Source organism: Flavobacterium sp., from assembly GCF_050696275.1.
Classification (GTDB): Bacteria; Bacteroidota; Bacteroidia; order Flavobacteriales; family Flavobacteriaceae; genus Flavobacterium.
On sequence record NZ_JBOGUT010000016.1, the window covers coordinates 11,994 to 24,940 of the forward strand.

At 37.8% G+C, this 12,947-nt stretch carries 8 protein-coding genes and 2 tRNA genes; 5 read left to right on the forward strand and 5 right to left on the reverse strand.

All coding sequences use genetic code 11. The annotated features are described in order from the left end of the window. The 3 genes from ACRDEC_RS09470 to ACRDEC_RS09480 are packed head-to-tail and all read right to left on the reverse strand — an operon-like array spanning position 1 to position 10,208. The gene (locus ACRDEC_RS09470; protein WP_431498096.1) at positions 1-8,118 is read right to left on the reverse strand and encodes an LPD23 domain-containing protein; all 8,118 of its coding nucleotides are present in this window, start codon (positions 8,116-8,118) and stop codon (positions 1-3) included. A gap of 2 nt (positions 8,119-8,120) precedes the next feature. Then, complete coding sequence (locus ACRDEC_RS09475) at positions 8,121-9,569, reverse strand: hypothetical protein (RefSeq protein WP_431498097.1); 1,449 nt, start codon at positions 9,567-9,569, stop codon at positions 8,121-8,123. A gap of 6 nt (positions 9,570-9,575) precedes the next feature. Further along, positions 9,576-10,208 carry a hypothetical protein gene (locus ACRDEC_RS09480; protein WP_431498098.1) on the reverse strand — a complete coding sequence of 211 codons (633 nt, stop codon included), beginning with the start codon at positions 10,206-10,208 and terminating at the stop codon, positions 9,576-9,578. Positions 10,209-10,495: 287 nt separating this feature from the next. Here ACRDEC_RS09480 and ACRDEC_RS09485 point away from each other — a divergent pair. The 5 genes from ACRDEC_RS09485 to ACRDEC_RS09505 all read left to right on the forward strand — a co-directional run bounded on the left by ACRDEC_RS09485 (position 10,496) and on the right by ACRDEC_RS09505 (position 11,832). Further along, positions 10,496-10,615 (forward strand) — tRNA-OTHER (locus ACRDEC_RS09485). A gap of 155 nt (positions 10,616-10,770) precedes the next feature. After that, a tRNA-OTHER gene (locus ACRDEC_RS09490) sits at positions 10,771-10,857 on the forward strand. A 236-nt stretch (positions 10,858-11,093) separates the two neighbouring features. Beyond that, positions 11,094-11,345 (forward strand): hypothetical protein, encoded by a 252-nt coding sequence (locus ACRDEC_RS09495; RefSeq protein ID WP_431498099.1) that lies wholly within the window; start codon positions 11,094-11,096, stop codon positions 11,343-11,345. A gap of 2 nt (positions 11,346-11,347) precedes the next feature. Next, the gene (locus ACRDEC_RS09500; RefSeq protein ID WP_431498100.1) at positions 11,348-11,539 is read left to right on the forward strand and encodes a hypothetical protein; all 192 of its coding nucleotides are present in this window, start codon (positions 11,348-11,350) and stop codon (positions 11,537-11,539) included. Then, the gene (locus ACRDEC_RS09505; RefSeq protein WP_431498101.1) at positions 11,536-11,832 is read left to right on the forward strand and encodes a hypothetical protein; all 297 of its coding nucleotides are present in this window, start codon (positions 11,536-11,538) and stop codon (positions 11,830-11,832) included. The genes ACRDEC_RS09500 and ACRDEC_RS09505 overlap by 4 nt, the downstream gene beginning before the upstream one ends. Here ACRDEC_RS09505 and ACRDEC_RS09510 read toward each other — a convergent pair. Both ACRDEC_RS09510 and ACRDEC_RS09515 read right to left on the reverse strand, forming a co-directional pair. After that, positions 11,821-12,225, reverse strand: a complete 405-nt coding sequence (locus ACRDEC_RS09510; protein WP_431498102.1) for a hypothetical protein — start codon at positions 12,223-12,225, stop codon at positions 11,821-11,823. The genes ACRDEC_RS09505 and ACRDEC_RS09510 overlap by 12 nt on opposite strands. Beyond that, the gene (locus tag ACRDEC_RS09515) at positions 12,218-12,943 is read right to left on the reverse strand and encodes a hypothetical protein (protein WP_431498103.1); all 726 of its coding nucleotides are present in this window, start codon (positions 12,941-12,943) and stop codon (positions 12,218-12,220) included. The genes ACRDEC_RS09510 and ACRDEC_RS09515 overlap by 8 nt, the downstream gene beginning before the upstream one ends. Positions 12,944-12,947: the final 4 nt, after the last annotated feature.

Sequence of the window (12,947 nt, forward strand, 5' to 3'; positions counted from 1 at the left end):
CTACTCTGGGCGTTTTTTAGTTTTGTTCTCTTTGTTGAATTCTGCGATTTTCTTCGCTAGCATCTGTACATTTTTATCAAAGTTTTTCTTGATTTCCTGAATATCCTTTCCTTTGTAGTTGATGGTCAGTTTTTCCTTGTAACTTTTAATGGATTGTTCGGATAACGGTTTTAATATTGGTACCTTACCCTGAATCAAAGCACTGATATCGCTATTGGATAATTTTGAAACTTTTAAGCTGCTTCTGATATCGCCGTCACTCATTCCCATTTTCTTTCCGGAGTTGACAATGTTGATCATCTTCTCAAAATTCTGATCGTGATATTTGCTGTAATCTTCTACGATATTTTCAATTTCATTTTCAGACAGAACTTTGGAAGTCTTAACCAATTTAGACGCACTGCTTTTATCTGACTTCTCAGCGTCTTTTACCTGAAAAGCGAAGCTGGACATTGCCGAGTTGTAATTAATGGTGGAAATCCTCATACCAAGCAAACCCATAAGGGCCTCCTGATTGGTATACTCTTTTCCATACGCACTAAATTTGTCGCCAAAATATTGCGGCGCAATTTCATTGGCGCGAAGGAACTCCGTCACATTATTGTACGCTCCTGGCCCGGCCTGTTTCATTAAATAATTGGCGATTTTGGCCGGTTCGTTGGCGATTCCACTCATTAGATTATCTGAAAGGTAGATTTTATCGTTAAACTGGTCCTCATTCTCTGAAACTTCCATCAATGTTTTGAAGGTAATATCCTTTGAAATATAAGGAGACAGCAGCTCGTTCAATGATTCCTGTAATTTATCATCGAATTTCCTGCCTTCACGTTGTTCCAATAACGTGGATATCGGTTTGAAAATAGTTTCAGACGGGAACAATGCCGTTCCATCGACAAAAATAGGTTTACCGTTTTTGGTGCCCAGGTAAATCAATTTGGAATTTCTCTGCCATTCCGGAAGCATATCACGGATAGCATCGTCGTCGTCGTCTGACATTCCAACCATGGCCATGGTCAAGGCACTCAATCCATTCAAAGTGGCATTGGCCGCCAACATACCGGCTAATCTTTGGTAAGCTAATTTTGTGCGGCCTTCCTTCAAATCTTCCCGGGCGATAAGCAGATTGTTTTTGGTGGAGCGAATCGACTCGTATGGAAATGAGACGAAAGTACCAATCAGCGGTAATCTTCTCAAGCGCTGCATGTTTTTCGGCAAATATGAATAGGTTGGATAACCATTATTTACCCGGAAAGCAGCTTTTTCTTCGGCTTCGGTTTCCGATAATCCATAGCTCATTAATCGACTTTTCTCAATATAAAACCCGGTTACCTTATAGAAATCATCCCCGAAAGCATAGGCTTTTTTGGCAATATCAAAAAACTTCTCAAAGGCATTTTTACTGATCATCCTATCAACTTCCTTACTGAAATCATTAAGGATGGCCAAAAGTTCGCCAGAATTAGAACCGTCACCAAGAACTCCTGATTTCAATAATTTCTGTCTTTCGGCAAACAATTCTTTTTGGGATTTATTTGTGGTCCAAGCATTATTCCAGGCAATAGCCATCGCTTTTGGATTACTCAAAAAGAAATGCCCGGCATTAACGCCAAGGAATACCCCGCTTATTAAGTTTCTGGCCATGGTTGTTGGAGACAATATGGTTTTATTGATTTTTACCAGCCCAGCGGTTTTTATCCAGGCTTTGTAAAATCCACTCTCTATTTTCTGTAGAGGCTGCATATCATCCATAGCATCCTTAAAATCAACCGGCACGTAGATATCACTTAATATTCCCCAACCTTCTCCATCACTGGTTAATTTTACGTAGCCAAGAGCCGGCTCCAACTTACCAATATTATTATCCAATAAATGCTCACGCAATTTGGATTGATATTCCAGGTTCCCGATGTATTGACTCAACTTGTAAACCGTATTCACATAATTGTAAATCGGATCTTTGGATTCTCCAAGTAATTCACGGAATTCTTTTGGTATTGTTTTCCTTTTTTTAAGGAATGGTGCTGCAGCGCTTCCATTTGAAGAAAATGGGAAATCAGATTTGCTTCTGCGGATCTCACTTAAATATTCAGCCACTGCTTTTGTAGCTTCAGCCTTAGTCATTCCATCTTCCCGTATCAAGAAATTTATGGCGTTTCGGATTCTTAACTGCCCTTCTTTATTTAAGTTCTCAAAATCTCCTGTGATATTATCGCGATAAGCATCATCTGAGAAGATTTGGTAGCTTCTGTTGATATATTTCTCTTTGTTTGATTCAATGGTGTCAATAAGGTTTTTCGTTCTTTCTATGGCACCATTTATAGATTCAATGCCAATACTCCCTTTCGGTTGCTTTTTTACCTTCTCTTCCAAATCAGAAACCTTGTTTTTTAGGTTTTGAATAACAGACTCCGATAGAGAATCGATTCTTTCCCTGAAATAATCCAACTGTTTTTTTTGGTCCGGATTTAAAAATGAAACATCGGCCGATTTCTCTCCGGATAGATAATCATTTATAGCCAATAAGTTTTCGTTTACTTTTTTCGGGAAGTTCTTTTTGATATCACGAATTATTTTATTGAATTCGTTTGATTCATGTTCCAGGTGATCAGTGAACGCAGAAAGAGTTCTATTCCTGGAACGAACTACTTCACCGGTTTGTGTATCAAGCCCGGCATTTGCTTTAAATGTTTGGGCGAATACACGCTTGAACATTTTTTGGAATGGAAATCGAAGTTTTACCGGCCCGTTACTTGACAATAACAAATCCCTTTGGTTTTGCTTGTTTCCGCTAAACATTCCCTGCTGTTGGACCTCAGTATCATCCTCCAAATCAGAATTATCAAATTCTGAATCGGTTTTCTTTACTGGTTTTGGTTTTCTTGTATCTCCGTCAGCTTTGCTTCCACTTTTTCCTTGTACTCCGGATTTTGGTTTGCGTGCTGGGTTATTTTTAGTTTCAGAAACTCCTTTTGCATCTTTGTCAGTTTCTGTTTTTTCGGTTGGTTCATTGCTTTCATTTTCAGACTGTTGAATTTGATTGTATAAAGATATGAAATCTTCATCAGACATAAAGTCTAAAGAAGAAGCATTTTCAAGTTGTTCCTGTTTTTCCAGCATTTGGCTTATAGCCTTGTCCAGATATTTATCATTTGCCGGTAAGCCAGTCAGTTCCATGAAACGATCTTTCAGTGGTCCTGTTTTTTCATTCTTGACCTGGTTCATGAAGTTTTCGGTACCACGGGGATTATCCAAAATAAAATCAACAATATCCTGCTCGGTAATATCTACACCAGCTTGCTCGGACATTTCCTGTGCCATAGTATCCAATGGCGCTCCCTGTCCTTTTTTGGCGAAATATTGCATGGCAATTCCTTGAGTGATGTTATTTGCATCCGAATTGTCAATAAAACTTTGTCTATCGATGGATTTTGAACCAATGTTTTCGGCAATGACTTTTTCTTTGTGGCCAATTCCTCCCATATAATCCAGAATATCCAAATTCAGCAGCGCTTCGGCTACCTCAACTGGGTTTTCTGAATATTCGGCAACCATGCTTTCATATTCAAATTCATTAAATCCTTCAACATCTTCCCGTTGGGAAATAGTCCTTCCGGAAGTAAAATCAAATTTATTAGCCCATTCATCCTGTAGCTTTCTTCGGGTGGGAGCCGATGGCTCATTACCCTTTTCATCCTTGAATGTTAGAACACCATCTTTGAATGTTGAAGAATAAGCTTTACCGTTTTCAGAAGCCTTGAATGAATTTTTACTTTCAGACTTTGGCTCAACGCCAAGCATTTTGGAATAGATATCATTCATTTCCTTATTCAGCTTGATGTCGATTTCAGAATCCTTAATACCGTTGTATATATCGGTAAGCCATTCTTTGAATTTATCGAATATTTTTTGCATCTTAGGATCCGGCGCGGTACCATCGGCCAAATATTTTTCAAACCCCCTGGCAAAAAATTCACTGGTTTCCGTATTCCATTCTTTTGTGCCGGCTAAATCCAAAATATGGTTTCTTTCATCATCAGTAAGATAATGCTCATAAACATGGGCGAGCTCATGCAAAGGAGTAGAAACATCGGGATCTGTCAAAGCATGAATTACCGCTTTCCCATCCTCTCCTATTTGGGCAGCTCCTTTGGAATCCTGGAATAAAATTATTTGGGATTCCCGGCTTATATCTTCGGTTTCCGACAAAAGGGTATTTTTACGGTCCTCCGGGCTCATGGATTGCCTTGTTTCCACGTTTCTTGCCTGAACCTCTCCTACCAAGCTTTCGTATAATTTATAATCATCCTGATTTAAAATCTCCTGGGGATTAGATTGCTTGCTGGCACCTAATGTTACCTTTGACTTTTTCCCAAACAATTTATCTGTTATCCTTTTCAATGTAGTTTTATTGGAAATATTTTCCTCTAAAATTTGACGTACAGTTTCTTCGGAACCTCCTTTGGAAAACCCTTCTTTTTCCTGAATGAAATGCTGAACTTCATGTAGGATGGTGGTGAGTAAATCTTGGTTACCTTTTATATTATCAGGATTTACCATTATCCTGTTTTTACTTGGGCTAGCGATAGCGCTTGATTCCATATTGTAATTTGGAACAACTTCAACTTTTGCCAAATCCGGATATAATTCGAATAGCTCTTTATGATTCAATAAATCACTCAAACTACCTCTGGTTAAATCATCAATGTCTTGGTTCAAAGATGTTTTCGAATCATCTATTTCATAACCCCATTTGCCGTCTGCTCCTTTTTCCCATCCGGTGGCAACCCGAATATTTTTAGTGTCGGCTCCGGACGTTTCCATTTTTCTGGCAATGGATAGATTGTCTTTTATTTCTTTGGAAAGTTTAGCATTTTTACCGGCGATTTGGTATAATACTTTACCCTTGTCGGAAAGATTTTTTATTTCATCTTCACTGCTTTTTTTGAATTCAAGCTTACTATAAATGTCTTCTTTGGTGGTATTAGCCCTGTCAGCCATTGTTCCTACAATTCTATCCATTACAACAGCGGAAGCAAAAGATTTTACCTTGTTTTGTCCAAAAACTTTTCTATTGACATTGTACAAATCCTTGAAGTTTTCAGCTTTTATCTTGGCTTTTTCAGCTACTTGAATTTCTTCCTCACTTGGTTCAGATTGAAGGATTATATCAGGAGAAATATCTGATTTCTGTACTTCTTCATCGGGGGTTGGGTTATTTTCTAAAACAACGGATGATTCCCCTGTTTTATAGTCAAAATTCTCTTTCTTAATAATATCTGTAGGATTGTAAGTGGCATCATCTTTCCTTTTTTCTCTAGTATTATAGAAAGACTCTCCCATTTTTGTTTGAGTATTTGAAGGCTTAATATCTATTCCTAATGATTCAGCAAAATTATATACTGCAGTGGCAATTCCTTTTCTTCTATATTGTTCGTTTACATTTGTATTATTAGAATAAAACTTACCATCTTTATCTTGCCAAAAGGTTATATTAGCAATATTTTCACCATTTTTATTTTGCACTGAAAAAGATAATCTATCTTTGTTTTCTCGGTCATTAAAAGATTTTACCTCTCCATTAATTCCATCAAATATTTTAATAGCATATTCTTCACCATTTTTTAAAGTATAAATGTTATTATTTAATACTCCTTTAGAACCCTCTTTTATTTTAGATTCTGTATTTTTTTTATTGAAAATTTGAATTGCTTTTTTTGCAATTTGCTCTTCTTCAATTTTTACATCTTTAGTGCCGTCTGGGTTTAATTCCTTAACCAGTTGTTTTTCTGCAGTTTCTTTTAATTTGGAAACTTCTTTTTCATCATCGACCATTTTTTCCAAAGCGACGGTGGCACCACCGTTTAATAATTCAAGCCTACGTTGATCATTGGCCCTGAATTCTGATTCCAAATCACCCAATATCTTATCAGTCATTTCATCATCAATATTGGTATCAGATTTGATTTCCTTAGCTTGGTTCTTGATGGTTTGTTGCGCTTTTTCTAAACGGATAACTTCCTGAAATTGTTGGTCTGACAACGATTCCATATTTGATATACGTTTTTTCAATAATGAGGAAACTTGATTCTCTTTATCTTTTATCTGTTTTTTGATAATGTCTTTTGTTTCCGGAGCCGCTTTATCCAACTGTGTCTGTAGTTCCAATATTTCTTTGGATATATTCTGAACTTTATTATCCACGCTGAATGGCTTGGTAGCCTGATTTACTATATGTGATGCCGCTGGCATAGCTGCTCCCATAACCAACCCGGCCATACCTGCATCATTAACTCCATCAAGAAGAGAAACATCTTTTCCCAAAACGTTTTTATCTAAATAGTTTTCGATTATTTGCGTGGCAGCTTCGTCGGCATATTCCATGGCTCCACCTTTTACAACATCGCCACCCTTACCGGCTATCTCTTTCCAAAACCCTTGGGCAATCATTGTTCTTTCCGGACCGGAAGCTGATTTAATAATTTTGGCGGCATTTCCCATATTGATACGGGTAATCATGGCACTGGCGGTTTCTGCCAGACCATAACCGGCAGGAACACCTAACAGCTGCGCTTCAGAATATTGAGGGACACCTTGACCTGGCTCTGCATTTTCAGGATTCATTTCAGAAACCATACTTTCATATTTGGCCCCAGTAGATTCAGCGCCAATTGCACCTATTCCTCCGGCACCCGAAGCAATAGCCATATAAATAGGAACCTGGGAAGCGACAGCTGTATTTCCAACCCATCTTCCTAAATCATTCATGGAATGGATATCCTCAACGGCCATTGGTTTCATTATCTTATCGGCCACATTCTCGTTGTAAAATTTATCCGTAGACTTTATCTCACCATGGATGATATTTTGCATGGATTCATCTACAGCGCTTTCCCCTAAAACCGATTGTTTTAGTTCAAGTCCATAATCAGCCGCACCCATAAGTCCGGTGGTTATTTTCTCAAATCCCAAAACGGCGTTGCCAAAAAAGTTTTTAATTTTTCCGTAATCCCTTTTAAAGTAATCCAGATTGCTTTGGGCATCCTTCAAATCAGTGTCTTTCTCGGCAAATTCTTCCCGGGCGGAAATAGCTTCTTTTATGGAAGATTGGAAATTTTTCAATTCTTCATTGTGCTGCATTAATAAATCAGGTGGGATATCCTCACCTTTTTTATGTAAATCAGTAATCTCCTGATTTAATTTTTCCAAGTTTTCCCTCCTGCTTAAAATTACCTGGTCTTTAAGATCTACCTTTTTTTCTAAAAAGGATTTTTGCTGATTTTTCCCGGCAACTTTTATATTTTCCTGAAATTTTAACTTGTCTTTTAAAGAAGATTGCATGTTACCATCATACACATCTTCGGCATCGCTTAAGAAATCACGCATTTTACTATCCCTTTCAGAATTTATACGTTTCTGTGCTTTAATGTCAATAGCTGTTCTTTTAACTAAATCATTGGTTATATCCGCTTGCTTGTATCCTTTTTTAGTCAACAAATCAACGGCTTCACGTTTTTCTTTATGCAGCGGGTCCAGTTCTTTTTCGCCACCGAAACCGCCGAAAATTTTAGGAACCTTATTGAAGAATTCATTACCGAACTTATTGAGTTTGTTCAGTACACCAACATTGTTGGCTTCATCCTCTACTTCCTTCTTAATTTCATTGGCGCGTTCCTCTGGAATATCGGTTGCCTGTTTTACCCGGTTATCGAGTTCGATAAAATCTTTGGTTTTTGAAAGTTTGTCAAGATTCCATGCCATTGTACCTTCTTCATATTGGGAAGATTCGGTATTCGATGGAATTTGCTCTTGTTTTTTTTGTTTGAAAGGGGATTCGTATTTAAGAGGGCTCTTGCCTACACCACCCGAAAAAGTTCCCTGATCCCCATTCGAATCCAATTTTTGATTTGGTCCAGACGAAGTAGGTACAGCCTTTTTTTTTTGAGGGGAAATTTTACCTTCAAATTCCTCATAGGAACCCAAATCAAAATCTTTGGAAACAGCATTGTAAAGTTTCTGACGGGATTGCGGATTATCCATTTTTGTATTAAATTCTTCATAAGAACCTAAATCAAATTTTCCTGATAGGGCTACGTATAATTTATTTCTTGGATCTGGCATGATTAATAGTCAATTTTTTGTTTGGATGGAGTACCTCTTTCTTTTTTATCAGCTACCGCTTTAAATTCCCCAATGGAATTGAAATAATCGCCAGTTTCCTCATTTTTGACTTTGGAAAGAAAATCAGCAACTGCATTGGCATCTTTATCGGAACGATACGTGAAGTTTTCCGTTTTGGCTCCTTTCGTTTTTGAAACACCATCTTCACCAACACTTTCCTCCGTGCCCACATATCTTTTTCCTACCAACACTATTTCGCCGCTAGGAGTTTTGTAAATAGTTTCCACTATTTCTTCAACATCTTTTGCAGGTACCCTTCTCACATTGTAGCCTTCAAAACTATAGCCCTTTGTGCCTTTTGGAAGACCATATCTTGGATCATTTTTGTCATTGCTGTTTTCAGAAGTAATGACAGTATAGTTGTTGAAATCTTTGGAAGAAGGAGTTTTTGGCTTTTCTGCTTTTTGCTTGGCATCAAACTGACGTTTATTTTCTCTTAATGAAGCATCTGCATTAGCGGCACCAAAATCTACATCTTCTTTCTCCATACTGTCAGTCCTGATGAAAATATCGTTTATTACATCTTTTCTGATTTTCTGTAATTCTTCCGGGCTTAATTCTTCTTTGTTAAATCCTAATCCCAATTCTCTGGCCCTGGATAAAGTGAAAGGAGAAACAATACCGTTTTCAAACATCATACTATCAGCATATTGTTCGATATTTTTTAATGGAACTTTCTTTTTTGTAATGGTTTTATACCCATTGACATCAGCTGTTTCTTCAGTACCTAATGCTTTGGCTGCATTATCCATGGTAGTGTTGTAGTTTATTTTTGGCTGAAGATTACCCAATACGGTACCATCTTTGATGTTTTCCCATGGAATAGGATCTATTTTACCATCACCATCCAAATCCCGGAAACCAATCAACGGTAACCCCCTTTCATCAAGAGTAGGTACAAAGGCATCATATCCGTTTTTTCTGCGTTTGTCTATTTTGTCCTCTTGCCAAGCAGTGCCCGCTCCAACCTTTTGGTCATAATCTGCAAACCATTTTTGAATATTGTCGTTACCTAATTTTAGGTTTTCCGGAAGATTGTCAATATTTTTGTTTTCTACTTCCAACGCAGTTTGTTCCTCAATAGATAATCCGCCTTCCGAAAGCTTTTTGAAAATATCAAATTTTCGGTCAATGGCCTGTCTTAAAACACGGCCGTTAAGCTCGTCTAAAGACTGAACGCCTGTAGAATTAAGAGTTGGCGTTTTAAGAATACGCTCTCTTAATTTTTCTTGCTTAGCTTCCGCTTTTTCCTTCTGCTCAAGTTTTAATTTTTCTTGTGCTGCTTTTTCTGCACGGTACTTGAAATCCTGATTTTCTACATCAGTAACAAAGCCCGCCATATCTTGTTTTATAGGCGAAACAGTTGAAAAAGCATTGGTGTTATTAGCCATTGTGAATTATTTTATAGATGAAAATATAGGATCAAATGCCCATGGACTTTTAGTTTTAAGCCTATCCATTGTATTTATTCCAACTGGTATTAAATTACCTGAAACAGGTTCAACATCAGGATTTTCGGCACCATCACCAGTAAAGTCAATATTATTGGCTCCGTATATAGCGCTTTTGGCTACTCCTGAAATACCATTCCACATATCCTGGTTCCCAGCTTCTACCTGTGATGATAATGCCGAAATATTTGCGTTATCTCGGTTTTCCTTCATGGCCCTGATATTTGTTTCGTCACCGGCAATAGCATATTCCCTACGATTAACCTGATCATCAAGGTATTTCTGAGCTTCTTTGTTTTGTAAATTTGTTTGGGCCTGTATTTTTGGGATAGCTCCCATAATGCCCCGTATGCCAGCACCTCTTGAAGCATCAATTAGCCCGGCTGCGGTACGCTGATTTTCCTCACGCAACAAATCACTACCAATAGTAGAAATCTTCACGTCTTCATAAGGATTTGTCAAATCAGTACGATCGTAATTATCCAACAAACCTTGGGCTTCTTTTTTTTTCTGTGCACCTTGGTATGCCATATATCCAGACATTCCAAGGCCAATTGCTGTAGTGGTGACGGCCGCCATGGTAGTGTATTTTACGTTAGTATAAATAAAATCTATTATTAGTACAAATATAATAGAAATTTAGTATAAATTACTTTGTATTTAGTATAAAAATATTTATACTTTTGTATAAGTTCATTGAAACAAAAAGATAAAAATATTTAAGAAGCTTCTCATTCACCTCTCATTGAAAAAGAGAACGCAGTATAGACGTGAATTTAATGTACTGACCTAGCATCAAGGACTTGGCGAGTTGTCGGAAAGCTTAAAAGATGTAGCCGAATGACACCTTGGAAAGACAAGGAACAGGGGAGTTGCTGAAACGGTAGACAGGTCTGCTTTGAGGCAGATGGGGATTACGCCACCGGTGGTGCACATAAATGATCCGGTTAAGGTGCCTCGTATAGGTTCGAATCCTGTACACCCCACTAAAAACATAGTCCCCTGCATTACGCGGACCGCTGACAATAATCAGGTAAATGTCAGTACCAAGCCCTAACGGTTTATGGCGGAAAAACAAATTTCCAGAATGGGGTGAAATCATTAGCCAGACAGCTTGACTTTCAGGAATAGACTGAAGACAGGGGAAGTAACAAAGAGGTAATGTTGGCGTGAAATCTAGGAATAGTTTAGTATCGTTGCTCCGGAGGTTCGAATCCTTCCTTCTCCACAAGGTTATGCTTCATTAGCCATTGATAGCGAGCCTTCCAATTCGGTTTAGGTGGCTTGACAATCTGGAAAGACAGATCACAGCGCGTGAAGGTGTAAATGGCTGCATTTCGGGTTCATATTTCGAAGGGGAGGTTCGAGTCCTCGACACGCTACAAACTTAATGAAAGGGGACAGTGGGAAAGACTACCGTAAATCCGGTCGCGTAAGAACCGGATTTTTTACTAAATCTATTCCATGATTCTACAGAAAAACATAAACCACAGCCATTTCAGCCGTTTAAAAAATGTCGTATATGAGCATTGTCTTGATGATAGTAATCATGAAGGAAAACCGGTTTTATTATTGATCCAGAAATTTCCGGATTATGATGTTTTGTCTCAGGCAGCTGTTGACTACATAGAAAAATATGCTGAAATGTTTCCCCACCTGGTCACAGATAGCGCCAAGATAGTTCCACAAGAAAAAGACCAACTGTCGTTATTCTAAATATGAAAGCAACAAAAGCCTATGTAATTATTGATCCAGATGATAATGTGTATCTGAATACAATCCGGATTAAAAGAACTGACTGTGTTCGAGATTTCGAAAAAACCTATAATAAAAAATGGTGGCAGTATTTAAATGTTGGCTGGAAGTGTATAAAAATTAAAATAACTATTGATCAAAATCTAAAAAAATGAAAGGATTCAATTTATCAAAGGATTACGTTAAGCTTTACGACTTAATAAAAAGAGGCTATAGAATACCTGCTTGGATATTATATTCAGATAAATTTGAAAAACCAATATTTGATATTGTAGAGGTAAAAATACCAACATTAAGTAAATTTCCAAGTATTGGTACAAGAGGTAGAGGATACGAAACTTTTGAAAATTCAGAAGAAGCATTTGTAAATAATTGTGAATCATTACATTTAAAATTCATAGTTCCTGAAGGTTGCATAGAAATTGATCTATGCTCCTTAGAGGATTAAAAACATTTCATTAGCTTTTTGACTGCCATTTGTAAAACCCATTTCTTCATACATTTTTTGAAGGCTTGGGTTTTTTACTACTGTGTAGATATATTTTGCGCCGCACTGCCTGGAAATTTCAGATAATTCCTGGATTATAATTTTTATAGCTTGCTTCCGGTCTGGTTCCTTGTATTCGAAATTGGAAATAATGAATTCACTCCATGCCACGGCGGAGTTCGTCAGGTAAACAAACCCGGCTACAATAGGTATTCCTTCTTTCTCAACCATAACTCCGCCGGTTCCGTTTTGTGGAAGGAAATCTCTTGGCGGTGGTGTCCATCGCCATTGCTTCCACCACCCGACCAAAAAATTATCGTAGTCGCTATCTATAAGGTTTCTGACTTTAAACATAAGATTTTACAGCGTTTGTGTTAATCGCAAACAATTCCACCGGCACAGTATCGTCATTTTCAAGTTCAACTTCCATATAGTACCCTCGGATTTCACTTCCTTCTATTCTGGCGTTCTTTTTAGCAAAAGAGAAATAGCCGGGAACCGGCGGAGTAGCTACGGAATCCACAGTAATTACATTTCCAGCAATTGAGGTAATAGTCCCTATTATTTCATTGACAGAGCCATTGACCTGGTAAAGTATATCACCCTCGCTGATCATGTTGGAAATGTTACCAAACGTAATCGTAAGACCAACTGAAGAAAGAATAACACCAATTCCTTGAGCTGTGTGCCCAGTAAGATCGTTTTGATTCTCATTTTTACGGGTATAGGCAAACCATCGGCTTTCCCGGTGGTTAAATTCCTCTTTGGTAATAGTGCTTTCGGTATAGTTTGTCCTAACGGTTACGTCCCAAGGAAGATTTCCTTCAAGGTTAATTGTCTTGAATATTTTATCGTCGCTTGGCGCTTCATTGAAAATAGCAATAATTTTGGAATTGTATTGCTCTCCATAGAAGTTATTGCGCACAGGATTACTTTCGTCATTGTGCAGCCACAATTGGCCATCCTTAATTGAATACATGCGGTTATTCAACTTGGCCATCCAATCAGGAATAAAGGAATGGAAAGAAGTCCACCCCTTTGCCTTATCGCTATATGAAATTGTTTCTGACATTTCA